The following is a 23537-nucleotide window of genomic DNA, read 5'->3' as shown; positions in this document are numbered from 1 at the left end:
CATCTGCTCCGACAGATGAATTCTCGACCAAGAGCAAAAGGCCTATCAAAAATGATCCGGAGACTGACCGTAGTTGCTGCAGCTCTTGCAGCTTTCGGCGTGCTTGCAGAACCGACCACAGCCCCTTCTACAAAACCGACGCTTAGCTTAGCGGAAGCCAAGCAGCTATCTGCTGCGGCCCAGGCCTATGCCGCCCAGCATGGATGGCCGTGTTCCATCGCAATCGTTGACGACGGTGGATGGCCGATCCTCACCGCAAGAATGGATGGTGCACCAGTAGTAGCCGGGATAGAACTGGCCCAAGGAAAGGCAAAGACAGCGGCAATCTTCAGGCGCTCTTCAGGTGACTTGGAAACCAGTGTGAATAGCGGCCGGGCGGCAGCGATCACCTCAGGTTTCGTCATGATGAAGGGAGGTCTACCCGTTAAATCCAATGGAGTCGTCGTGGGTGCTATCGGCGTTAGCGGCGACACGCCTGAGCATGACATCAGAATCGCCATGGCCGCTCTAGAGCAGTGAAAGTTGGCGTTCCCCACGGGCGAAAGCGGCTCTGTGCCGCTGTAGTCGCAGGTTCCTAAGCCCAGAGGCACGAAAGCCGGCTCACATTTCAATCAAAGTGACTTGCATAATGAAAGTTACAGTGGAATAGTGATTTCATCCATCCGGTCACGCTCGGGGCGAAACATGAAAAAAGCCAGCTTCCAGTCGATGCCATGCCCAGTGGCACGCGCACTCGAACTCATCGGCGATGGTTGGAGCCTGTTGGTGCTCAGGGACGCGTTTTACGGATTGCGTCGCTTCGACGAGTTCCAGCACAGCCTGGGAATTGCCAGCAACACGCTAACCCGACGACTGAACGATCTGGTCGCCGCGGGCTTGATGGAGCGCCGGGCTTATCAAAACAATCCACCCCGCTTTGAGTACCTTCTAACGGAAGCGGGGCGCGATCTTCGCCCGGTAATCCTGACCTTGATGATGTGGGGTGCCAAACATGCCGAGGGTTCGAAAAAGGTCTATCTGGCCGATGTAGAAACTGGCGAGCCTGTCGCTCTGACGTTGATGGACAGCAACACGGGTAAGTCGATAACCGTGGAGGACCACCGTCTGCATATCGCGCCGGATGCAGATCCCTTGACTCATTGGCGCGTGGAGGCCGGTGAAGGTTATCGACACGAGAAGCTTTGGGTCAGCCCTTTCCCGCAAGCAACATCGACCAGGAGCGAACAGCAATGAACGCTTCCGTCGATTCCCCTATCGAGAGCGCGCAGGCCGCGGCCCCCACTCGCGTGAGACCAAAACTCAGCAAAAAGCTGCTTAAGCTCGCCGCCTTGCTGTTTGTCATTGCTGTAGCAATAGCGTACTTGTTCCATTGGTGGACGATAGGCCGCTTCCTTCAAAGCACGGACGATGCCTACGTCGGCGCGGACGTGACAGTGATCAGTGCAAAGGTACCGGGCTACATCAAGGACGTTGCTGTGGCGGACAACCAGTTCGTCAAAGCCGGCGATCTGCTGGTGCGTATCGATGCCAGCGATTTCAGAACTGCTCTGGCAAAGGCCGACGGTGCAGTTGCAGCACAGCGTGCCAGCCTGGCCAATTTGAATGCTACGGAACAGCTCCAGCACTCATTGATCAGCCAAGCCAAGGCGCAGCTTCAGGCGCGCCAGGCGGAAACTGAACGAGCTCTGCAGGACAAAGTCCGGGCTCAAGTCCTGCTGAACAGTCATGCGGTTTCACTGGAGAATGCTCAGCATGCTGATGCCATCTGGAAGACAGCTCAGGCCGAGCAGAACCATGCCGCAGCCGGCGTAGTGGCTGCGCAGCAGCAACTCATTGTCATCGAGACCCAACGTGAGCAGGCCAGAGCTGCTCTGGTACAGGCTGAGGCGGCCCGCGAGCAGGCCCAACTGGATGTTGGCTATACCGAATTACGCTCGCCCGTAGATGGTTACATCGGCAATCGCAGGGCCAAAGTGGGGGCCTATGCCGTAGCCGGCAGCCAGGTGGTATCGGTGGTACCTGCCCGAGGTTTGTGGGTGGATGCCAATTTCAAGGAAGATCAGCTCTCAAGCTTGCGCGTGGGACAGCCGGCACGCATCCAAGCCGATATTTTACCTGGGCGAGTGTTCCATGGACGTATTGAGAGCATTGCCCCCGCTACTGGGGCGCAGTTCAGCATCCTTCCACCAGAAAACGCGACTGGCAACTTCACCAAAATCGTTCAACGTGTACCGGTAAGAATTCTTCTTCAGGATAGCGATGCAGAGTTCGGTTTACTCCGTCCCGGTTTGTCGGTGATCACTGAAGTCGACACCAATGCCAACAGCTTTGCACCTGCGGCGGCTGATTCCGGACGCGAATCAGTAGGCTCCCTGTGAGCAGCGGGCTGCCAGCGTTAAGCACGCCACAAAAGGTCGCCGCCTTTGCGTGCATGTGCGTAGGTATGTTCATTGCCTTGATTGACATCCAGATAGTCTCGGCCTCGCTCAAGGATATTGGCGGAGGCCTATCGGCAGGTGCGGATGACACGGCGTGGTTACAGACGGCTTACCTGATCGCAGAGATCATCGTCATCCCGCTCTCAGGGTGGTTGTCCCAAGTGATGAGCACTCGCTGGCTGTTCGCCGCTTCAGCCGCCGGTTTCACGATTACCAGCCTTTTGTGCGCTCTGGCTTGGGACATCCAAAGCATGATCGTCTTTAGAGCCCTGCAAGGTTTTTTGGGCGGTTCGATGATCCCGCTGGTATTCACCACGGCGTTCATTTACTTCACAGGTAAGCAGCGGGTGATCGCCGCCTCAGTGATTGGAGCGGTGGCATCATTGGCTCCCACTCTCGGGCCTGCGGTGGGAGGCTGGATTACCGACGCCCTCTCGTGGCATTGGCTCTTTTACCTAAATTTGCTTCCGGGCATCTTCGTCACCATCGCCGTTCCGTTGCTGGTCAATGTGGACCGCCCCAATCCAGGCTTGTTGAAAGGCGCCGATTATGTGGGAATTGTGTTGATGGCACTGTCCCTCGGATGCCTCGAATACACGCTCGAAGAAGGCGCACGATGGAATTGGTTTAGTGATCGCACCATTCTGTTAACGTCCTGGATTGCTTGCATCAGCGGTGCCTTGTTTGTATGGCGTTGCCTGACAATCCAGGCTCCGATCGTTGACCTGCGAGCGCTACGGGATCGGAACTTCGCTTTGGGGTGCTTGTTCTCCTTCATCACAGGGATAGGGATTTTCGCTACGGTCTACCTGACCCCTTTGTTCCTTGGGCGGGTCCGCGGTTATGGCGCGTTGGATATCGGACTGGCAATTTTTTCCACAGGCGTGTTTCAGCTACTGGCTATCCCCGTTTACGCCTTTCTGGCTAATCGAATCGACCTTCGTTGGGTAATGATGCTGGGGCTCGCGCTTTTCGCCGTATCAATGTGGGACTTCTCACCCATCACTCATGATTGGGGGGCGAAGGAACTGTTGCTACCGCAAGCCATTCGCGGCTTCGCTCAGCAAATGACCGTGCCGCCCACTGTAACGTTGACGCTTGGAGCGCTGCCGCCCGCACGGCTTAAGCTCGCCGCAGGACTATTCAACCTGATGAGAAATCTGGGAGGCGCAATCGGCATTGCGGCCTGCGCGACCATTCTCAACGACCGGACGAATCTTCATTTCCTGCGTCTTGCGGAGCACCTGAACGTACGCAATGAAAACTTGAACATCTGGCTGGAACAGCTTCAGGAAAATGCTCAGGCTTATGGCCAGAACAGCTTTGATGCCAACCCGTACGTACTGCACCAACTCTGGGCACTGACATGGCGTGAAGCCCAAACGATGTCATACGCCGACGCGTTTTTGGCAATCATGCTTTGCTTCATTGTCGCGGTCGCTCTCGTACCACTCATGCGCAAAATCGCCCCACCAGCTCAACCGTCAGCAGATCATTGAAACGCAGCCCTAGCGGCTTAATGCTTGGTTGGCAGCCAGTTGAGGAGAAAATCAGTGACTACTTGTGGATTCTCCAGGCTGGAGATGTGGCCGGCGCCAGGTATTTGTGCTGCTAAACAACTGATGATGCGCGCCATGAGATTTGATTCTTCTGGCGGACGAGGTATGTCCTTATCGCCACAAAGAACGATCGTTCGATCGCTCGCAAGGTTGGCAATTGCCGATAGAAGATCTGGCCGTACGAAAATTATCCGTCCCAATGGATCAAGGCTATCGCGAATACGCTCGGCGCTGCATGCCTTGAGGGAGGCACGGAAATCCTCGCGAACATCCGGCACTGTCTCTCCGCCTGCGTCGAAGAAGATCGGTACAACCACCTCTAGCAAGGCGTCGGGAAAGACCCCTGCCGCACTGGCAGCATCCAGCAAGCTGAAGTATTTCAATCGAGTTTCTTCGGGCTCCGCACCAAGAAAAGTATCCATCAGTACCAGGCGGTCGACGCGCTCGGGATGCTCAAGGGCCAACTGAGCGCCCCACATGCCTCCGACTGACAAGCCGACCAGGTGACATTGTTCAATGTCCAAGGCATCAAGCAGGTCGACGTGCTGACGAACCAAAGAGCTCACGTCTACTGTTTGAGTAGGCGGAGCGTCCGAGTAGCCGTGCCCTCAGAGCTCCGGGACGATCACCCGAAAATGTTGGGAAAGAGCCTTGATCTGGGGCTGCCACTTGTCAGCAGACCAGAGAAAGCTATGGCCAAGTACAACCGGAAAACCTTGGCCTACCTCAACGTAGCTCATCTTGGCACCGTCTACTTCAATGAATCGTCTATGTTTTCAGACACTCTGGGAGGTCGGATTTATCGACAAAGCGGTGTGCTGACCTACCTGAGATGATTGGACAAGAACCTGAGCCGAAAGCGAAAGAGCTCGTGCAGCTTCGCCAATAGCATGGTCATCAAGGGAATCAAATAGATCCCGCCACCAAATGAGCGATAAGTCGCTCAATGCAAACTGGAGATGATCATGAAAAAATTCATTGTTGCACTCGCCTTAGTAACCCCGGCCGCTTTCGCGGTGGCACAAGACAACAATCCGGACGCAGACGCTCACCAGTACCGATACGGTGACGTGGTTGACGTGGATAAAGTTATCTCGCAAGACGTTGTGGTTCAGTCCGAAACTTCACAAGCGCTGGAAACGGTAAAGCTGGTGTACCGTGATCACGCAGGGGTAGAGCACGACCTTTACTACAAACGCGTCGCTGAAACGCATCAAGACAGCTGATATGCAATTTGGTGACTGGCCCGGCGCAATGCGCCGGGCCCACCGCGAAGTCAACCCACATCCTTGGCCAGCCTAGCCTCCACTTCACCCAGCTTTCGCTCTCGCCGATATTGTCCTGGTGTCTGTCCCAGAACATCCTTGAATACTTTGCTGAATGACGCCTGCGTTTGGTAACCCACCTCCAAAGCGATATCGCTCAAACCAGAGTCCGTCTTTGCCAACAGCAAACAGGCAATTTCCATCCTGATTCGGACCAGTAAGGCACCCGGCGGACAACCTGCTATGCGCGTAAAGGCCCTCATAAAGCTGGCTCGCGACATGTTGGCCATTTCTGCCATGCGCTCAACGGTCCAGGCATCTGAGGGATCCTCTAACAACGCATGCCATACCTTGGAAAGACGGCGGTCGGCCAGAAGACCAATGCTGCTTTCAATAGGAGGGCTGGTATCCAGCCATGACCGTAGAACCATTGTGAACAGAGCGGTGGTGAGGGCATCGACTATGGAACGAGCTCCGTGATGGTTGGCTTCGGCTTCGCTACGAATCAACCCAATCATTGCAGAGAGCGCTGCAGCGGCCTGTGTCGAACTCAAGCTGACATGGATGTACTCAGGAAGCGCTTCAAAAAGTGATGAGCCTGGCTGGTAGAGAAACCTGCCGCATAGCAAATCCAAGGGCTCGCCTTCGCCTTGTAACCGATGCGTAGGTAAAAGCCCCTCGCGAACGATTACAGGACGATTTGGCTGATCGACACCTGAATCACTTTGAAGCAAGTGGTCGGTTCCGTGTGGGAGCAACAGGATGTCGCCTGCGTTCAGCTCAATAAGGCTGTGGTCAGGCAAGCGTAATTGGCAGCGGCCTGAGAGGACGATGTGGTAGCGAGCAGTACCGAGCTCATCCGGCTGATGGTCAATCGACCAACGTCCCGCAAAATGGCAACGCAGATCCATGCTGCCGCGCACATCGGCAAGCGTGATGAGTTTGTCCAACGTCGTCATGGTCATCTCTTCAGAAGGCTATCCGGGCGCAATTTAAACCAACCCAAGGGAAAGCGCAGTCGCCAGAGGCGATGATTTGAGACGATTGGCAAAAAGGCGGAGCGTATCCGGCAAAAGCGCGAGGCGTGATCTTCTTAGGATGGACTCATCTTGAAACCACAAGGAATCCCATCATGAGTCCCTATCAACTGCTGGTCACTGCAAGCCGCCTGGACAAGCTTGGAATTCATCTCGTACGCTTCGGCGTGGCCATTGTTTTCCTGTGGATTGGTGCGTTGAAATTCGTGCCCTACGAGGCTGACAGCATCACTCCATTTGTGGCAAACAGCCCGTTCTTCTCGTTCCTCTACGCACACCCAGAGGCCTATCGCGAGCACTTCACGCATGAAGGCCAGCTCGATCTGGTGCAGCGTGCTTGGCAAGTTGCAAACCATACCTATGCCTTCTCCAATGGACTGGGCGTGGTCGAGATCAGCATAGGGCTGTTGGTATTGGCTTACCTTATCTCACCGAAGCTGGGACTCGCGGGAGCTGTGCTCGCTTTCCTCACACCCCTCGTGACGCTGTCGTTCCTGATCACAACGCCTGAAGCGTGGGTAGCGAATCTAGGAGATGCTCAATTCGGCTTCCCATACCTTTCTGGAGCTGGACGCCTGGTCTTGAAGGATGTGTTGATGCTGGCAGGAAGCGTGTTGATGATTGCTGACTCTGCTAAGCAGCTAATAAATGACACCAGCCTGATCAACCTGGAGAATAAGAGATTGAGTGCTTAGGTAGCCCTCCCGGCCCCGAGTCAGCGCTGCGCGCAATCGAGGAAAGGGTATCCATGGGTCGATCGCGGTCAGTAGTGACCGGGTGCTTTCGACCCAATGCAGACGGTGAGCCGAACAGCAATTTTTGTGGGAAGGCAAGCTGATTGGGCTGCACTATCGTGCAGGGCACTGGTGCTGGCGCTCCCGCAGAATGCGCATCGCGCTCACGAAACCAGTTAATGTTCAGCGTCGGCCAGGTCGAAAGCAGCCGTTCTGTTGATAACCCTTCCGGCCCTGGCTTCGCGCCTGAGCCACTGACACCCGCCAACGGGCGGAGGAGCCCACCCATGCGAATACTGTTCATGTGCACGGCCAACAGCTGCCGCAGCATCCTTTCCGAGGCCATGTTCAATCACCTGGCGCCTCTCGGCTTTGAAGCCGTCAGTTCCGGCAGTTTTCCGAAGGGCCACGTATTACCTCGCAGCCTGACCACCTTGCAGCATGCCGGCATCTCGACCGATGGGCTGAGCAGCAAAGGCAATGACGCATTCGAAGGCAGCCCTCCGGATATCGTCATCACCGTTTGCGACAAGGCTGCCGGAGAAGCGTGCCCGGTGTATTTCGGCCCGGCGTTGAAAACGCACTGGGGGCTGGAGGATCCGTCCGATGTCGTTGGCGAAGAAGCGTCGGTCGACGCTGCATTCCACGCCACGCTGGCCCGCATCGAAGCACGCTGCCAGGCCTTCTTTGCACTGCCTTTCACTCACCTCGACCGTGAGCAGCTCAAGCGTGAGCTGGATCGCATCGGCACGCTTTGAGCAGCGTCTCATGGCCGGGCAACTGCCTGATCTCGACCTCGCGCTATTCGTCATGCCGCCAGCGGCAAACTACTCCAGCGAACACAACTCGTGAACGCGGGCCAGCACAGTCCTGGCCTTGTCCAGCGCTATGCGCGCCCGCTGCTCACCACTGATGCCCTGTTCCAGCAACTGCCGGGTAGGGATTTCCAGGCTCAATGGCACTGTTGCCGGCAAGCCACGCAACAGCCCGACCAGGTCGGCGTCGCCCTCCCCTGGGAAGCGCCGTTCATTGCGCGCCTGGCGCAGGATCTCGTCCATCTCGGCCGGCACCGGGCCGGCGACGTCGCACAACTGGGCATAACGCATGCGCTGCGCCGGTAGCGTCGCCAGGTCGTCCAGCGAGGAACGCGAGCGGTTGAAGTGGAAGGCATCGACCAGCACGCAGCCATTGGCCCGCTCGGCGTTGGCCACGACGCGCATGGCCTGGCGCAGGTCGCGCACGTCGGTCCAGGGCATGAACTCCAGGTGCGGGTGGATGCCGTAGCCGGCCGCCAGATCGCAGAGTTCGGCAAAGCGCGCGGTGAGGCGCGCTTCATCCGGATCGTTACCGGCCACCAGCAGCTCGGTGCCGCCCAGCTCGGCGCCGACCGCCAGGATCGGTTCGAAATCGGCCACGCACGTGTCCGCCTTGAGGCGGAGGATTTCCAGGTCGAGCACCTTGATGCCGGTGTCGCGCAGGCGCGCCTGGGTCTGCCGGCGCAGGGTGGGGTCAGCCACCAGCGGGAAGTGCTGTTCCTGCTCGGTGGCCGGCACCAGGCGCAGGCCGACATGGCTGTAGCCGGCGCGGGCGGCGGCTTCCACCATGTCTGGCGGCGACAGTTCGAGCACCGTCAGGGCGGCGAGGGAAAATATTCGGTCGGTCATGTCATTCACCAAAGGTCGGGAAATCAGGCGATCAGTTCGGGCGCGCAGGCCCGGCCCGTTTCGGCGGCCTGGCGGATCGCTTCGATCAGGGCCAGGGTACGGCCAGCGTCGGCTGCGTCGATCAAGGGCGCTTCGCTGCCCTGGACCACGCGGATGAAGTGTTGCAGTTGCAAGGTCAACGCCTCGCCTGCCGGGATGGCCTCCTCGCTCTGCAGCAACGGTGTGTGCCAGCCGGAACCGGCCTCAGCGTAGTGCCAGCGCTTGAGCTGCGGAATGCTCAGCGCCCCCTTGGTGCCCGCCAGCAGGTAGCAGGGCTGACCGTCCTGGCGCGGGTAGATCGGGCTCTCGCCGGAATCCAGCTCCCAGCTCCACGGCGCGGCGACCGCGTCGGAACCGGTCAGGCTACCCAGTGCGCCGTTGGCGAACTGCAACAGCACCGCCGCGCTGTCTTCGTTGGCGAAGCCGCGCACGTCGTTGCGGGTGAATGCCTGCACCTGCACCACCTCGCCGCACAGGTGGCGCAGCAGGTCGAGGTCGTGAATCAGGTTGGTGAGCAGAAAGCCCGCCCCCGGCTCGCGGCGCCAAGGCGTCTCGAAGTAGCTTTCGGGCTTCTGCAGCTGCCACAACGCGGTGACGTTGATCAGCCGCCCCAGTTTGCCATCGGCGATAACCTGGCGGGCCTTGGCGATCAGCGGGTTATGGCGCCGATGATGGCCCACCAGCACCGGCACGCCACGACGGCGCGAGGCCTCGACCAACGCACGTACTTCGTCCAGGTGCACGCCCACTGGTTTTTCCAGCAGCACCGGTACGCCAGCCTCGACGCAATCCAGGGCGGTGGCCACGTGCAAGTTGTTGGGGTTGGCGACGATCACCGCATCGGGGCGGGCCTGGTCGAGCATCTGCCGGTGATCGGCGAAGCAGGCTACCCCGCATTCTGCGGCAAACGCCTCGGTCTGCGGGCCCGGGTCTGCCACGGCACACAGCCGGGCGGCTTGCGGCAGCCTGAGCAGATGCTGGTAATGCTGGCGGCCCATGATGCCGGCACCGATCAGGGCGATGCGTAGGGGGGCGTTCAACGTGCTGTCCTCTTGTCTTTATTGTGCTACCGATTGTGAAACCGAGTTCCAGAATCGACATCAGCACACTGTAGAACCAAGTTCAGCTTTTCAGAACGACCTGTCGCACAGACTGTGCGATTACCGACCAGAAACGCTTCTCAGGCGAATAATTCGCTCGCTCGACTGGCCGCTGACAGCTCTTCTGCTGCCGCCAGCAACAACGGCGCCAATTCTGCCAAGCGGGTTTGCGCCAGACGGGCGCTAGGGCCGGCAATGCTGAGCACGCCTATGACCTCGTCGCTTTGCGGGCGTCGCACTACGGCGGCAAGGGCCGATGTGCCGATGGCCGAGGTCTGCTCGACCCAGGCATAGCCGCGCTCGCGGGCGCGGTGCAGGTAGGCCAGCAGGTCATCGGTGGAGCGCGGCGCGTTGGGGCCGAACTGGGCAGGGTCGGCAATGCCTTGGCGCAACACCATCTGCAGCGCTTCTTCATCGCTCAGGCTGGCCAGCCAGGCATGCCCGGAAGCGGTGTAGAACAAGGGCGCGTCACGCCCCATGTCCGGGTCGTAGCGCAAACCGGAACGGGCCCCTTGGGACTTGGCGATCCAGGTCTGGCGATGGCCTTCGATCACCCCCAGGCGTACCAGCTCGCCGCTGTCCTGGGCCAGGCGATCGAGAATGGGCTGGATGATGTCCGCACCGCTGCTGGACAGGTAGCGAAAGCCCATCGCCACCAGCTTGGCGGTCAATTGATAGCGGCTGTTGTCGCGGTTCTGGCGCACGTAGCCCAGGCGCACCAGTTCGGTAAGCATGCGGTGGGCCGCACTCTTGGGAATGTCCAGGCGCTCGGCCAGGGTTTGCAGCGGCAGGCCGTGCGGCTCGCCGGTAAGGCTTTCTACAAGACTGAAGGCGCGTTCGATCTGACTACCAGCCATGACACATATTCCTGAAAATTTGCCCGATTCTAGAAGATGATTCCATGCCCTCAACATTCAACGCAGCCTGCTCGAATTGAAGTGTCCGGTTATCGACCAGTAATTCGCGCTTGGGCTTGCAGTGCACCAGCCTGCAAAGGACCATTGTGGAACCATGTTCCAATAATAATGCAGGAGATACCGCAATGCCCGCCGAACCCTTCCCAAGCGACTGCGACGTACTGGTCATAGGCTCCGGTGCGGCCGGCCTGGCAGCGGCAGTCACGGCCGCCTGGCACGGGCAGAAGGTCATCCTGGTGGAAAAAGACGCTGTGCTCGGCGGTGCCACCGCCTGGTCCGGTGGCTGGGCCTGGGTGCCGCGCAACCCGCTGGCGCGGCGCGCCGGGATCATCGAGGACATCGAGCAGCCGCGCACCTACCTGCGCCACGAACTGGGCAGCCACTACGATGCCGAGCGCGTCGACGCCTTCCTCGAAGCCTGCCCGCACATGGTCGCCTTCTTCGAACGGCACACAGCCCTGCAGTTCGCCGACGGCAATGGCATCCCCGACATGCACGGCGACACGCCCGGCGCCGCGCTCGGTGGCCACCAGGTGATTGCCGCGCCATACGATGCCCGCCAGCTGGGCGCACTGCTGCCGCGCCTGCGCAAGACCCTGCGCGAAACCTCGTTCATGGGCATGCCGATCATGGCCGGTGCCGACCTTGCCGCCTTCCTCAACATGACCCGCTCGCCGCGCGCCTTGCTGCATGTGGGCAAACGCTTCGCCTGCCACCTCTACCACCTGGCCCGCCATGGCCGGGCGATGCACCTGGTCAACGGGGTGGCGCTGGTGGCACGACTGGCCAAGTCGGCGGACGACTTGGGCGTGCGGATGATCGAGTCGACCGCAGCCCAGGGCCTGCTGATGGAGGACGGCAAGGTGCAGGGGGCCTTGGTTGCCACCGCGCAAGGCGAGCGGGCGATCCGTGCCAAGGCCGTCGTGCTGGCGGCAGGCGGCTTCCCCAACGATACGGCCAGGCGCCGGCAGCTGTTCCCGCGCGATGCCAGCGGCCACGACAACCTCGCCCTGCCCCCGCAGTCCTGCTCCGGCGATGGCCTGCGCCTGGGTGAGTCGGCCGGTGGCGTGGTGGCCACCGACCTCAAGTCGCCAGTGGCCTGGGCGCCGGTGTCGAAAGTGCCGCACCGCGACGGCAGCGTCGGCCACTTCCCGCATATCATCGAACGCGGCAAGCCGGGCATCATCGGTGTGCTCGCCAACGGCAAGCGCTTCGTCAACGAGGCGCACGGCTATTACGACTATGTGTCGGCCATGGTTGCCGCCGTGCCGCAGGGCCAGGAAGTCTGCTCATGGCTGATCTGCGACCACCGCTTCCTGCGCCGCTACGGCCTCGGCCATGCGCGCCCGGCGCCCCTGCCAGTAGGGCCGCATCTACGCAGCGGCTACCTGAAACGCGGCACCACCCTGGCGCAACTGGCCCAGGTTTGCGGCATCGACCCCGCAGGGCTGGCCGCCACGGTCGCCGAATTCAACCGGCATGCGCGCCAAGGCCAGGACCCAGCCTTCGGCCGTGGCTCGACGCCGTTCAACCGCAAACAGGGCGACCCGTTGCACAAAGGGCCGAACCCCTGCGTAGCGCCTATCGAGCATGGGCCGTTCTACGCGGTGAAGGTACAACCTGGCTGCTTCGGCACCTTCGCCGGCCTGCGCACCGACGGCCACGCCCGCGTGCTGAACGACGCCGGCGAGCCAATCAGCGGCCTGTACGCGGCCGGTACCGACATGGCCAGCGTGTTCGGCGGCTGGTACCCGTCTGGCGGCATCAACCTCGGGCCGGCGCTGACATTCGGCTATGTCGCCGCGCGGCATATCAGCGGCGTCACGGCATACGAATAACGGCAGCGGTTGGCAAACCATGGACATCGGCGGGGTTTGCCACTCACACTTGGCCAGCGCCAAAAAGAGTGCCCACCGACCTTACCCGAGGAGGACGACCGCCCTTGAACAAGAACACCGAGCCCTCACGCGGCTGGCTCGCGAGTAAACTGCTCGCCGATGGCCAGGAACCGGACCCGCGCTTCACCCTGGCCAACGAGCGCACCTTCCTGGCCTGGATCAGGACCGCGCTGGCATTGCTGGCCAGCGGCATCGCCGTGGACATGTTCACCGCCGAAATCTTCAGCGCCGGCACCCGCCGCCTGCTGGCAGTGGCGTTGATCAGCCTGGCCTTGCTCCTGAGCTTGCCGGCCTTCGTCCGCTGGCTCAATGTGGAGCGGGCGATGCGCCAGAAACGCCCGCTGCCGTTCCCACTGATCGCCCCGGCGCTGTCGATTGGCGTGTCACTGGTGATGGCGTTCTTTGCCTACGCGGTGTTCTTCCATGCCTGACCCGCAACTGGCCAACGTCGATGAGGGGTTGCAGCCAGAGCGCACGCTGCTGGCGTGGCGCCGGACCATCCTGGCGATGGTCGTGTGCAGTTGTTTCTTCCTGCGCTGGGTGCCGCACCATCGCTGGCTGGCGGTGGCACCGGCGGTGCTTTGCCTGCTGGCGGCCGGCGCCGCCTGGCTGCGCTTGCGGCGCAGCTACCTGCGCAATGTGACTGGCCTGCAAGCCGAGACCATTGCCTCTGGCATCACCGTGAACCTGTTGCTGGCGGTATGCGTTACCGCCCTGTGCGCGGTGGAGCTGGCCGCGATCCTGGCCTGGTGAGTCAGCGCACCCTAGAACTGCGCCAGCCAGTACGTCACATCCACCTCGTCGATCTGGTCCTCACGCAGGAAGCGCGCGGCATATTCCCGATGCACACCGCTGCTTAAGAACAACCGCAGCAGCTGCCCATCGATGTGGTTGTCGCGGGCCATGGCGACCAGGATCTTCACCGACTCCGACAAGCTCTTCGCCGCCTTGTACGGCCTGTCCGCAGCCGTCAGCGCCTCAAAGATATCGGCAATGGCCATCACCCGCTCGGCAATGCTCAGGTCATCTTTGCCCAGCCGCCGCGGGTAGCCGCCGCCATCCATCTTCTCGTGGTGGTTGCCGGCGATATCCGGCACCCGCCGCAGCTGGCGCGGGAACGGCAGCGCGGTCAGCATGATGATGGTCTGCACAATATGTTCGTTGATCTTGAAGCGTTCTTCATCGTTGAGCGTGCCACGGCGGATCGACAGGTTGTACAGCTCGCCGTGGTTGCTGGCATTGGCCGGCAGGCGCATGTCAAAGCCCCAGACATTGCGCGGGTCGTCCTTGGCCACTGGCGGCTTGCGCGAGCCCCAAGGCACCTGGTGGTCAGGCCGATCGGCCAGCAACGGTTCAGCCACCGGCAACGGCGCGGGCGTGGCACCGGCATGGCGCTGCGCCTCCTCGTGGGAAATGCCCAGACGGTTGTCGAAATGCCGCAGCCAGCGGCGCTGGCCGATACGCTGCAGGCGCTCGACGTCCTCATCCTGCATGAATTCGCCACCGATATTGACCTTGGCGACGAAGGCGAAGTCGTCCTGCAGTTCGCCACGGCAGTGCGCCAGGGTTAGTTGCAGCACCGTTTTATCCTCGCCCGCCGCCAGGCCTTGCCAATAGGCCAGTTCGGCATCGCGCCAGAGCACCTCGAAGCGCGTGCGGACTTCATGGATGCGGTTGTACAGGGTCTCCAGCTTGGTTGCCTTGTCCACCACGTATTCAGGGCTGGTAACCTTGCCGCAATCGTGCAGCCAGGCGGCAATGCGGAATTCGTAGCGCTCGGCCTCGCTCATGCTGAAGTCGGCGTAGGGCCCACTGTCGGCCTGCACGGCCTTGTCCAGCAGCATCTGCGCCAATCGCGGCACGCGCTCGCAGTGCCCGCCGGTGTAGGGGCTCTTGGCATCGATGGCGTCAGCCAGCAGCTTGATCATCGCGTCCAGCAGGCGCTTCTGGGCTTCGACCAGCTGGCGCGTCTCGATGGCTACGGCAGCGGCACCGGACAGCTCCTCGACGAAGCGGCGGAAGGGCGCGCCGACTTCGGCGAGCGTTTGCTGCAATTCAAGAACAAGAATGCCTAGCAGCTCATGACCACGGTCCTTGAGCACCAGCGCCAGGCTGCGCCCGCCCAGCCCCAAGGCATGGGTTACCGTAGCGGCCAGGTCGAGGTGCCCGGCTTCGCCAACGGCCAGCGCGTCAGGGTAGCCACGGCCCCGGCAAGCGGCCGCCAGGTGCAGCTGGGCGCGCTCTTCATCGAACAGGTACACCGCGCCCGCACTGACCCCGGCAGCGTCCACCAGATGGCTCAACACCCCATCGAGCATGCGTTCCAGCTGGCTCTCCCGGCTCAGCGTCAGGGTGATTGCCTGGAAGCTGCGGATGGTGCCGGACATGCGGCTGAGCACCCGGCTCAGCTCCTTTACTTCGGACACCCGCGATGCCACCCCCACTTCGCGGCTGAAATCGAAATCGGCCAGGCCGCGCACCTGTTCGGCCAGCTGATGCAACGGGCGCCCGATGCGCTGGCCAAGCAAGCCGCCCAGCAGCAGCAACACGGCCATCAGCATCGCGGTCCACAGCATCTGCCGGAACAGCACCTCGCGTGCGCTTGCCAGCAACTCCTGCGCCGGCACGGCAATCAGCACCTGCAAGTCCTGCCCGGCCAGCTTGGTCAGCTGCACACGCATGCCGTACCAAGTGGCGCCGTCCACCTCATAGACCTCGGGTCGAGTGCCTTGGGGCAAACGGTTGTAGATCTGCTGCAAGCTGGGGATACCCAGTTCGGCCACGCGCGACAGGCGCACCGCTTCGCCGTCATGCACGATGACCCGCTGCAGGTCCGGGTAGGCCACCACGCTGCCTTGGTCATCGATCACGGCGATCTCGGTACCGCGGGTCATGCGCAGGTCGCGGGTCTCGTTGGCCAAGTCATCGACCGAGACATCCATGCCGAGTACCGACGCGCCATCGACGCTGCGCTGGGCCATGGTCATGCCGATTTCACGGGTGGTGAAGAACACGTAGGGCCGGGTCAGCACCGTGCTGGCCTGCGCCGAGGCGTCAGCGAACCACGGCCGCGTGCGCGGGTCGTAGTGATAGTCCGGCATGGCCTGGCGTTTGAGCAGGGTCAGCGCCGGGTCATAAAAGCGCCACTCGCCTACCCTCGCCCCACCCTCGCCCAGGCTGACACTCTGCACCAGGAAGCGGGTACCGGTCGGCGCGGCAAAGCGCTCAAGCAGCTGCGGGTCGCGCAAGCGGCGCACCAGCAAAAATTCGCCATTGGGGTAGCCGACATAGGCGGCGCTGAGCATCTTGTTGGCCTTGAGGCTCTCGACCAGTTGCGGCAGCCGCTCCAGGCGCTGGTCCTGGTTGACGGCAACCGGGTTGAAGGCCAGCAGGCGGATGCTGCTCTGCACCGGGTCGACCAGGCGCCGGGCACGTTCGTCGATGGTCTTGCCAACCTGCTGCGCGGCATCGCCGGCAGCGGCCACCAGGGCCTGACTGATACCGTGATAGCCCTGCCAGGCCAGGCCGGCGCCGAGCAGCAGCATACCCAGCATGATGGCCATTGCTACCAACAGTTGCAGGGGAATACCCCGCCCGGCGTTGCTCATGGCTGGCTGCTCCACGAACGCCCGATGCACACCCTGTTCGCCCACAGGCGACCTGCCGCCCCGGCAGCATGACCCAGCAATACGCAGACCATCCGCAGCATTCCTTGTGTGGCGACTTCAACAGTGTAATCAGTCGAGACAAACATGCCGGGCGGTAGTGGCATGTGACAGCTAGGCATGCCCGATAGTGGCACAGCGCAATTATCGACTTCAATGCAGAACGACCAAGACCGCCCCAGCGTAGGAGACTGCTGTGGTGGAAATCCTTGGCCTGCACGCCCCTACTCGCTAAAATCCCCCGCGGGTGCTAGCTGCAAGGTGCAGTGATGCAGGTTAAAGAACTGTGCAGGTCGGGCCGCCTGCAGGAGTTCTTGTGCCTATGCAAAAAACCAAATTGACCCGCGCCCAGCGCCTGGCCCAGCGGGCCTTCGCCAATTTCGAGCGTTTCCTGCACATCGAAGCGGTCAGCGGCATCGTCCTGCTGGTCACCGCCGTTGCAGCGCTGATCTGGGCCAACTCCCCGGCCGCTGCCAGCTATGACGCCCTTTGGCACACGCCGATCAGCTTCGGGATCGGGTCGCTGAGCTTCTCGCAGTCCCTGCACTTCTGGATCAACGATGGCTTGATGACCATCTTCTTCCTGGTGGTGGGCATGGAGATCCGCCGCGAAATCCACGAAGGCGCGCTGTCCAGCCTGCGCCAGGCCACCTTACCGATGGCCGCTGCGGTGGGTGGCGTCGTCGCTCCTGCACTGATCTACCTGGCCTTCGGCCATGCGCCGGCCGAGCAGCAAGGCTGGGCCGTGCCGACTGCCACCGACATCGCCTTCGCGGTCGGCGTGCTGGCCTTGCTGGGCAAGTCGATCCCGTCCAACATCCGCGTGTTCCTGCTGGCGCTGGCGATCATCGATGACATCATCGCCGTGCTGATCATCGCCGTGTTCTACTCCGGTGGCCTCGACTACAGCGGCTTCGGCGTCGCTGCCATCGGCCTGCTGCTGGTAGTAGCGCTGCAGAAAATCGGCGTCGGCTCGGCTTGGGCCTATGTCATCCCCGGCGCGATCACTTGGGTCGGCATGCTGATGACCGGTGCCCACCCAACCCTGGCCGGGGTGATCCTCGGCCTGATGACGCCGGTGGCCGCCATGCCCCTGGGCGAGCGCCCGGTGGATGCGATTTCGCGGTTCACCCACGATCTGCTGGGCCGGGCCAAGACGCCCGAGTCGGACACTGGTGAACTCATCGACCCGCTCAAACGCCTGCGCCTGGCGCAACGCGAGCTGGTGCCCCCAGTGACCCGTGTCGGCGGCGCCCTGCACCCTTGGGTAGCCTATGCGATCATGCCGCTGTTCGCCCTGGCCAACGCCGGTGTGGGCCTGTCCGGTATCGACTTGTCCGCCGAGGCGCCACACTGGGTGATGATGGCAGTTGCCGTGGCGCTGGTGGCTGGCAAGCCGCTGGGCATCATCAGCGTCAGCTGGCTGATGGTGCGCCTGGGCTGGTGCAGCCTGCCGGCCCAGGTCAACTGGCGCGGCATCACGCTGATCGGCCTGCTGGCTGGCATTGGCTTCACCATGTCGATCTTCATTGCCAACCTGGCCTACAGCGACCCGGCCTCGCTGGGTGCAGCCAAGCTTGGCGTGCTGTCGGGCTCGGTCATCGCAGCCGTGCTGGGCCTCGCCTGGGGCGTCACGGGCCTGCGCAAGGGCGCGAGCAAGGCGCCTGTGCAAGTTAGTTGAAGGGTGACCGGGGCCTGATGGCCCCGGCATTTTCCTGTATACAAAATACTCGAACTTTGCTTACATGCGTGTCTGTGCGCCTACGACAGCGGCAATCGTCGCTGCGTATTGTGCCAGGCATGAGCCATGCAAGCTTCTCAGCAACACACCCCTAAGACCCTCCTGGTCAAGAATGCCGCACTGCTGGTCACCATGGACGGCGAACGCCGTGAAATCAGAGGTGGCGGCCTTTATATCGAAGACAACCTGATCAAGCAGGTCGGCCCCGGCGATACGCTGCCACAGCACGCCGACGTGATCCTCGACATGGCCGGCAAGGTGGTCATCCCGGGCCTGGTCAACACCCACCACCACATGTACCAGAGCCTTACCCGCGTGGTGCCGGCGGCCCAGGACGGTGAGCTGTTCAACTGGCTGACCAACCTTTACCCGATCTGGGCGCGGCTGACCCCGGAAATGATCTCGGTTTCGACCCAGACGGCCATGGCCGAGCTGATCCTGTCGGGCTGCACCACCTCCAGCGACCACCTGTACATCTACCCCAACGGCTGCAAGCTCGACGACAGCATCCACGCTGCCAGCGAGATCGGCATGCGTTTTCATGCCGCCCGCGGCAGCATGAGCGTGGGCCGCAGCCAGGGTGGCTTGCCGCCTGACTCGGTGGTGGAGAAGGAAAGCGACATTCTCAAGGAGTCGCAGCGCCTGATCGAGGACTACCACGATGCCCGTCACGGTTCGATGCTGCGCGTGGTGGTGGCGCCCTGCTCGCCTTTCTCGGTCAGCCGTGACCTGATGCGCGAAGCCGCAGTACTGGCGCGCAACTACGGCGTATCGCTGCACACCCACCTGGCCGAGAACGTCAACGACATCGCCTACAGCCGCGAGAAGTTCGGCATGACCCCGGCGGAATATGCCGAAGACCTCGGTTGGGTTGGCCATGACGTGTGGCACGCCCACTGCGTGCAGCTTGACCAGCATGGCATCGAGCTGTTCGCTCGCACCGGCACCGGTGTCGCCCACTGCCCGTGCTCGAACATGCGCCTGGCGTCTGGCATCGCGCCGATCCGCAAGATGCGCGACCACGGTGTACCGGTGGGCCTGGGCGTCGACGGCTCGGCCTCCAATGACGGTGCCAGCATGATCGGCGAAGTGCGCCAGGCGCTGCTGCTGCAGCGCGTAGGCTTTGGGCCTGACGCGATGACGGCCCGCGAAGCCCTGGAAATCGCCACCCTGGGCGGCGCCAAGGTGCTCAACCGCAACGACATTGGCGCCTTGGCGCCGGGCATGACCGCCGACTTCGTGGCCTTCGACCTGGGTCATGTGGCCTATGCCGGTGCCCTGCATGACCCGCTGGCGGCCCTGGTGTTCTGCACCCCGACCCACGTCGACACCAGCGTGATCAATGGCCGTGTGGTGGTGCAGGATGGTCGCATCACCACCATCGACCTGCCGCGTGTGCTGGAACGCCACAACCAACTGGCCTACCAGCTCGTCAGCGGCGACTGACTCCGCCAGGAAGTGCTCTGCTTCTGCTTCTGCTTCTGCTCTGCTCTGCTTCTGCTCTGCTTTTGCTTCTAAGCGCGCGGTAGTTCAGCAAACGCAGAATGCGACTTCAGGAGGCCGAGCGCAGGCCTTGCGGAGGGAGGTGACGGGCATGGATGCCCGTCAAGCGCTGCGGCCCAGGATGGGCCGTTCAGCGCGGTCCTCCCGGGAGCAAGGCCGGAGCGAGGGAACCCCGGAGCGCAGCGCAGGGGCCGGATGATAGGAGCCAGCGTTTTTTGGTTACTTTTTGTCGCGTTGACAAAAAGTGACCCGCCGTAAGGGCGGAAAGGTGACTGTGCGTCGCCATCGCAAATGAATGCACTCGACTGAATCAAAACCACCGCAGTCGAGCTTTTGGCTTTTGGCTTTTGGCTTTTGGCTTTTGGCTTTTGGCTTTTGGGAGTGGGCTTTCAAATCAAGTCAACATTCATTCGCCATGATGGCGCTGAATCACCTTTTCGCCTTTACGGCGACCTACTTTTTGACTGGGCAAAAAGTAGGCAAAAACCCCCGCTCCCATCATCCGGCCCCTGCGCTGCGCTCCGGGGTCCCCTCACTCCGGCGCCTTCCGGGCCCGCGCGGCCTACGACTTGCTGCGCAAGTCTACATCTCGCGCCTTCGGCTGCGCCGAAGGGGTGCTGCGCACCCTGGCCCTCCAGACGCCTGCGTTCGGCCTCCTGAAGTCGCACTCAGCGTCGCCTGGACTATCGCGCGCTTAGAAGCCAAAGCAAAAGCAGGAGCAAGAGCAAGAGCAAGAGCAAGAGCAAGAGCAAGAGCAAGAACCGAGGCTCAGCGGTTACAGGACTGATTCTGAAACCGCATGAACAAATCTTCATCTTGGCCCTCAACGCCCTGATGGTGGGGTGGATGCACGATGCGCAGCGGTACACGGATCGCGCTTGCCTTGAGGCGCGGGGCCGGGTTGCGTAGCATCGCCGGCCCCGGGGCCGCTGGGCGGCCCATTCGCGGGCACGCCCGCTCCCACAGTTACGCGCAAGCTCAAGATCGGCGCAGTACCTGTGGGAGCGGGCGTGCCCGCGAACGAGGGCGAAGCCCTCGCCTGCCGAATTCGCTACTGTACAGAGCCCCCATGCCGCAACCGATCCCCCTCAAGGACCACGAAAAGGAAAAACACCTGGTCAATCGCCGGCTCCTGGCCTGCGCCGCCCTGGTGTTCAGCCTGTGCGCCGTCCTGGTGGGCAGGCTCTACGTGCTGCAAGTGCTGCAACACGACCAGCAGAGCGCCGTTTCGGAAAACAACCGCGTGCATATCCTGCCCATCGCCCCCGAACGCGGGCTGATCTACGACCGCAATGGCGTGGTGCTGGCCGACAACAAGCCCAGCTTCGACCTGACCATGACCCGCGAGCGCGCCGGTGACTCGGCCAAGGTGCTCGACACCCTGGCGCAAATCCTCGGCCTGGGCGAGGACGACCGCAAGCAGTTCGACAAAGACCTGCGTCGCGGCCGCAAACCGTTCGAGCCGGTCACCCTCATGGTCGGCCTGACCGAAGAACAGATCGCCCTGATCGCAGTCAACCAGTTCCGCCTGCCCGGCCTCGACGTGGAGCCGCAGTTCATCCGCGAATACCCGCTGGCCGAACATTTCGCCCATTCGGTCGGCTACGTCGGGCGCATCAACGAAAAAGAAGCCAAGACCCTCGACAGCACCGAGTACCGCGGCACCCAGTCCATCGGCAAGACCGGCATCGAGCACTTCTACGAAGCCCAACTGCACGGCCATGTGGGCTACGAAGAAGTGGAAACCAACGCCCAGGGCCGGGTGATGCGCGTGCTCAACCACAAGGACCCGATCCCCGGCAAGGACATCATCCTCAGCCTCGACGCGCACCTGCAGGTGGCCGCCGAAAAGGCCCTGGGTGACCGCCGTGGCGCAGTGGTGGTGCTCGACCCGGCCAACGGCGACGTGCTGGCGATGGTCAGCAACCCGAGCTTCGACCCCAACCTGTTCGTCAAGGGCATCAGCTTCAAGCAGTACGCCGCGCTGCGCGACTCGATCGACCGGCCGCTGTTCAACCGCGTGCTGCGCGGCCTCTATGCGCCAGGCTCGACGGTCAAGCCGGAAGTGGCCATCGCCGGCCTCGACAGCGGCGTGATTACCCCCGGCAGCCGCGTGTTCGACCCCGGCTACTACGAGCTGCCCAACTACGACCACAAGTACCGCAACTGGAACCACAGCGGCGATGGCTGGGTAGATATGTACACCGCCATCATGCGCTCCAACGACACCTACTTCTACGACCTCGCGCACAAGCTCGGCATCGACCGCCTGCACGACTACATGGCCGAATTCGGCCTGGGCCAGAAGGTCTCGCTGGACATGTTCGAAGAAGCCCCAGGGCTGATGCCTTCGCAAGCCTGGAAGCGTGCCACCCGCCGCCAGGCCTGGTTCCCGGGCGAGACGCTGATCCTCGGCATCGGCCAGGGCTACATGCAGGTCACCCCGCTGCAACTGGCCCAGGCTACCAGCCTGCTGGCCAGCAAAGGCGTGTGGCACCGCCCGCACCTGGCCATGACCGTGGGTGGCGAGGCCCCGGTCGACCCCAACCCGATGCCCGACATCGTGCTACACGACAAGCACGCCTGGGACCAGGTCAACGTCGGCATGCAGATGGTCATGCACGATCCGCGCGGCATCGCCCGCGCCGCTGCGGCCGGTGCCCAGTACCGCATCGCCGGCAAGAGCGGCACGGCACAGGTGGTGGCGATCAAGCAAGGTGAGCGCTACAACCGCAACAAGACCCTCGAACGCCACCGCGACAACGCCCTTTTCGTCGGTTTCGCCCCGGCCGACCACCCGAGCGTGGTAGTCGCCGTGATGATCGAGAACGGCGAGGCCGGCGGCCGCGTTGCCGGCCCGGTGGTGCGCGAAGTGATGGACGCGTATCTGCTCGATGAACAGGGCCACCTGAAGCCTCAATTTGCCGGCACGCCAGCGGCCAAGCCGGTGCCGCACAGCTGAAAGGCCCGGCGGCATCGGCTGAGCGCTGCTCTAGCCACGTTCGAAGAAGCTGCTGCCTTTTTCCTTGAGCAGCGTCACCAACGCCCCTGCCGCTGGTGACAAGTAGCCATCCGTGCGCACCGACACTGCTACGGTGCGGCGCATGGTGGTCTGTCGGAGCGGCACTTCGCGCAGCCAGGACATGCCCAAGCCATGCTCCAGGGTTTCCCTGGCAGCGAAGCTGAGCAACTGGGTACGCGCAATCAGCCGGGGCAGCAGCGAGATGGCGTTGGTCTCGATCTGCACCTGCGGCGCTGGCAACTGATGGGCGATGAACACGTTGTCGATCCAGCGACGGGCAGTCACCGTCGGCCCCGCCAGCACCCAGCGGTACTGGCAGAGGCGCTGCAAGGTGATGGGGCCATCGAAGATCGGGTGCTCGGCGCTGGCCACCACGATCGCTTCGTCTTCGAGAATCGGATAGGTGGTGAACTCGGGATCCATGGCGATCTGCGGTGAAATGATCACATCCAGCCGCCCGGCGCGCAGGGACTCCTTGAGCACGTCGTCCTGGGCGATCGACAGCTTCAAGGTCACTTCCGGCGCTCGCTCCAGCAGCGCTGCGGTCAGATGCGGCAGCAGGTGATCGGCCATGCTCGCGGCGCAGCCCAGGCGGATGTTGCCGACCAGCCCACTGGCGAAGTCGCGCACCTCGCGCTCGGTTTCGGCGATGTTCAACTGCAGTTGCTTGCCCCGCGCCAGCAGCAGCTTGCCGACATCGGTGAGCTTGATGCGGCGGCCATCGCGCTGGAACAAGCGGGTGCCCAGCGATTCTTCCAGGCGCTGGATGCTCTTGCTCAGCGCCGGCTGGCTGCGGTTGAGCTTTTCCGCAGCCCGGCCCAGGTGGCCGAGTTCGGCAATGGTTTCGAAATAGGTGAGGTCACGCAGGTCCATGATTCATGAATTTCAGTTATGGATTAATCGAAAGTAGAAAATAGACTTGATCGATTGCGCCGTCGATAATTTTCTCCGCTGG

At 62.1% G+C, this 23537-nt stretch carries 19 protein-coding genes and 1 pseudogene; 13 read left to right on the top strand and 7 right to left on the bottom strand.

What is annotated here, in order from left to right; translation table 11 throughout:
- Positions 1-51: 51 nt before the first annotated feature.
- From CQW31_RS01085 to CQW31_RS01070, 4 genes are all read left to right on the top strand, one after another.
- Entirely contained in the window at positions 52-519 is a 468-nt protein-coding gene (locus CQW31_RS01085) for a heme-binding protein (protein WP_033693278.1), read from the top strand.
- A 165-nt stretch (positions 520-684) separates the two neighbouring features.
- On the top strand, positions 685-1233 hold the full coding sequence (locus CQW31_RS01080; protein ID WP_099813492.1) for a helix-turn-helix domain-containing protein: 549 nt from the start codon (positions 685-687) through the stop codon (positions 1231-1233).
- Complete coding sequence (locus CQW31_RS01075; RefSeq protein WP_099813491.1) at positions 1230-2378, top strand: HlyD family secretion protein; 1149 nt, start codon at positions 1230-1232, stop codon at positions 2376-2378. The genes CQW31_RS01080 and CQW31_RS01075 overlap by 4 nt, the downstream gene beginning before the upstream one ends.
- Before the next feature lie 53 nt (positions 2379-2431).
- Positions 2432-3937, top strand: coding sequence for a DHA2 family efflux MFS transporter permease subunit (locus tag CQW31_RS01070; protein WP_099813490.1), 1506 nt, complete (start codon positions 2432-2434; stop codon positions 3935-3937).
- A 17-nt stretch (positions 3938-3954) separates the two neighbouring features.
- Here CQW31_RS01070 and CQW31_RS01065 read toward each other — a convergent pair.
- A pseudogene (locus CQW31_RS01065) lies at positions 3955-4737 on the bottom strand (alpha/beta fold hydrolase).
- 225 nt (positions 4738-4962) lie between these two features.
- On the opposite strand from CQW31_RS01065, the gene CQW31_RS01060 reads away from it, so the two are divergent.
- Positions 4963-5223 carry a DUF2790 domain-containing protein gene (locus tag CQW31_RS01060; protein ID WP_158238168.1) on the top strand — a complete coding sequence of 87 codons (261 nt, stop codon included), beginning with the start codon at positions 4963-4965 and terminating at the stop codon, positions 5221-5223.
- A 50-nt stretch (positions 5224-5273) separates the two neighbouring features.
- Here CQW31_RS01060 and CQW31_RS01055 read toward each other — a convergent pair whose 3' ends face one another.
- Complete coding sequence (locus CQW31_RS01055) at positions 5274-6221, bottom strand: AraC family transcriptional regulator (protein ID WP_099813488.1); 948 nt, start codon at positions 6219-6221, stop codon at positions 5274-5276.
- Between the two features lie 173 nt (positions 6222-6394).
- Between CQW31_RS01055 and rclC the strand changes: the two genes are divergently transcribed.
- Positions 6395-6994 (top strand): reactive chlorine resistance membrane protein RclC, encoded by a 600-nt coding sequence (gene rclC / locus CQW31_RS01050; protein ID WP_099813487.1) that lies wholly within the window; start codon positions 6395-6397, stop codon positions 6992-6994.
- 326 nt (positions 6995-7320) lie between these two features.
- The gene (locus CQW31_RS01045) at positions 7321-7791 is read left to right on the top strand and encodes an arsenate reductase ArsC (RefSeq protein ID WP_099813486.1); all 471 of its coding nucleotides are present in this window, start codon (positions 7321-7323) and stop codon (positions 7789-7791) included.
- A gap of 69 nt (positions 7792-7860) precedes the next feature.
- Here CQW31_RS01045 and CQW31_RS01040 read toward each other — a convergent pair whose 3' ends face one another.
- From CQW31_RS01040 to CQW31_RS01030, 3 genes are all read right to left on the bottom strand, one after another.
- On the bottom strand, positions 7861-8697 hold the full coding sequence (locus tag CQW31_RS01040; RefSeq protein WP_099813485.1) for a sugar phosphate isomerase/epimerase: 837 nt from the start codon (positions 8695-8697) through the stop codon (positions 7861-7863).
- Between the two features lie 23 nt (positions 8698-8720).
- Positions 8721-9776, bottom strand: coding sequence for a Gfo/Idh/MocA family protein (locus CQW31_RS01035; RefSeq protein ID WP_099813484.1), 1056 nt, complete (start codon positions 9774-9776; stop codon positions 8721-8723).
- A gap of 140 nt (positions 9777-9916) precedes the next feature.
- A complete protein-coding gene (locus CQW31_RS01030) occupies positions 9917-10693 on the bottom strand; it encodes an IclR family transcriptional regulator (protein ID WP_099813483.1) in 777 nt (258 codons plus the stop codon).
- 185 nt (positions 10694-10878) lie between these two features.
- Here CQW31_RS01030 and CQW31_RS01025 point away from each other — a divergent pair, with 185 nt between their 5' ends.
- The 3 genes from CQW31_RS01025 (at position 10879) to CQW31_RS01015 (ending at position 13404) form a co-directional block, all read left to right on the top strand.
- A complete protein-coding gene (locus CQW31_RS01025) occupies positions 10879-12591 on the top strand; it encodes an FAD-dependent oxidoreductase (RefSeq protein ID WP_099813482.1) in 1713 nt (570 codons plus the stop codon).
- A 104-nt stretch (positions 12592-12695) separates the two neighbouring features.
- Positions 12696-13082: a YidH family protein gene (locus CQW31_RS01020; protein ID WP_082433435.1), complete on the top strand. Its 387-nt coding sequence runs from the start codon at positions 12696-12698 to the stop codon at positions 13080-13082.
- Entirely contained in the window at positions 13075-13404 is a 330-nt protein-coding gene (locus CQW31_RS01015; RefSeq protein WP_054883855.1) for a DUF202 domain-containing protein, read from the top strand. The genes CQW31_RS01020 and CQW31_RS01015 overlap by 8 nt, the downstream gene beginning before the upstream one ends.
- An 11-nt stretch (positions 13405-13415) precedes the next feature.
- Here CQW31_RS01015 and CQW31_RS01010 read toward each other — a convergent pair whose 3' ends face one another.
- A complete protein-coding gene (locus CQW31_RS01010) occupies positions 13416-16259 on the bottom strand; it encodes an HD domain-containing phosphohydrolase (protein WP_099813481.1) in 2844 nt (947 codons plus the stop codon).
- Between the two features lie 379 nt (positions 16260-16638).
- Between CQW31_RS01010 and nhaA the strand changes: the two genes are divergently transcribed.
- From nhaA to mrdA, 3 genes are all read left to right on the top strand, one after another.
- A complete protein-coding gene (gene nhaA, locus CQW31_RS01005; protein WP_099813480.1) occupies positions 16639-17997 on the top strand; it encodes a Na+/H+ antiporter NhaA in 1359 nt (452 codons plus the stop codon).
- A gap of 126 nt (positions 17998-18123) precedes the next feature.
- Entirely contained in the window at positions 18124-19503 is a 1380-nt protein-coding gene (locus CQW31_RS01000; RefSeq protein WP_099813479.1) for an 8-oxoguanine deaminase, read from the top strand.
- A gap of 1126 nt (positions 19504-20629) precedes the next feature.
- On the top strand, positions 20630-22522 hold the full coding sequence (gene mrdA, locus CQW31_RS00985) for a penicillin-binding protein 2 (RefSeq protein ID WP_054883860.1): 1893 nt from the start codon (positions 20630-20632) through the stop codon (positions 22520-22522).
- A 30-nt stretch (positions 22523-22552) separates the two neighbouring features.
- Here mrdA and CQW31_RS00980 read toward each other — a convergent pair whose 3' ends face one another.
- Positions 22553-23455, bottom strand: coding sequence for a LysR family transcriptional regulator (locus CQW31_RS00980; protein ID WP_099813477.1), 903 nt, complete (start codon positions 23453-23455; stop codon positions 22553-22555).
- Between the last annotated feature and the right edge of the window lie 82 nt (positions 23456-23537).

This window comes from Pseudomonas sp. 382 (assembly GCF_002759075.1).
GTDB classification, from domain to species: Bacteria; Pseudomonadota; Gammaproteobacteria; order Pseudomonadales; family Pseudomonadaceae; genus Aquipseudomonas; species Aquipseudomonas vlassakiae.
This window is presented reverse-complemented; position numbering and strand designations above follow the sequence as displayed.

Coding starts and splice junctions, on each gene's coding strand:
- CQW31_RS01070 (WP_099813490.1), top strand. CDS start 2,432: ATGTGCGTAGGTATGTTCATTGCCTTGATTGACATCCAGATAGTCTCG.
- CQW31_RS01025 (WP_099813482.1), top strand. CDS start 10,879: ATGCCCGCCGAACCCTTCCCAAGCGACTGCGACGTACTGGTCATAGGC.
- mrdA (WP_054883860.1), top strand. CDS start 20,630: ATGCCGCAACCGATCCCCCTCAAGGACCACGAAAAGGAAAAACACCTG.
- nhaA (WP_099813480.1), top strand. CDS start 16,639: ATGCAAAAAACCAAATTGACCCGCGCCCAGCGCCTGGCCCAGCGGGCC.
- CQW31_RS01075 (WP_099813491.1), top strand. CDS start 1,230: ATGAACGCTTCCGTCGATTCCCCTATCGAGAGCGCGCAGGCCGCGGCC.
- CQW31_RS01055 (WP_099813488.1), bottom strand. CDS start 6,221: ATGACGACGTTGGACAAACTCATCACGCTTGCCGATGTGCGCGGCAGC.
- CQW31_RS01085 (WP_033693278.1), top strand. CDS start 52: ATGATCCGGAGACTGACCGTAGTTGCTGCAGCTCTTGCAGCTTTCGGC.
- CQW31_RS01015 (WP_054883855.1), top strand. CDS start 13,075: ATGCCTGACCCGCAACTGGCCAACGTCGATGAGGGGTTGCAGCCAGAG.
- CQW31_RS01060 (WP_158238168.1), top strand. CDS start 4,963: ATGAAAAAATTCATTGTTGCACTCGCCTTAGTAACCCCGGCCGCTTTC.
- CQW31_RS01000 (WP_099813479.1), top strand. CDS start 18,124: ATGCAAGCTTCTCAGCAACACACCCCTAAGACCCTCCTGGTCAAGAAT.
- CQW31_RS00980 (WP_099813477.1), bottom strand. CDS start 23,455: ATGGACCTGCGTGACCTCACCTATTTCGAAACCATTGCCGAACTCGGC.
- rclC (WP_099813487.1), top strand. CDS start 6,395: ATGAGTCCCTATCAACTGCTGGTCACTGCAAGCCGCCTGGACAAGCTT.
- CQW31_RS01010 (WP_099813481.1), bottom strand. CDS start 16,259: ATGAGCAACGCCGGGCGGGGTATTCCCCTGCAACTGTTGGTAGCAATG.
- CQW31_RS01080 (WP_099813492.1), top strand. CDS start 685: ATGAAAAAAGCCAGCTTCCAGTCGATGCCATGCCCAGTGGCACGCGCA.
- CQW31_RS01045 (WP_099813486.1), top strand. CDS start 7,321: ATGCGAATACTGTTCATGTGCACGGCCAACAGCTGCCGCAGCATCCTT.
- CQW31_RS01030 (WP_099813483.1), bottom strand. CDS start 10,693: ATGGCTGGTAGTCAGATCGAACGCGCCTTCAGTCTTGTAGAAAGCCTT.
- CQW31_RS01040 (WP_099813485.1), bottom strand. CDS start 8,697: ATGACCGACCGAATATTTTCCCTCGCCGCCCTGACGGTGCTCGAACTG.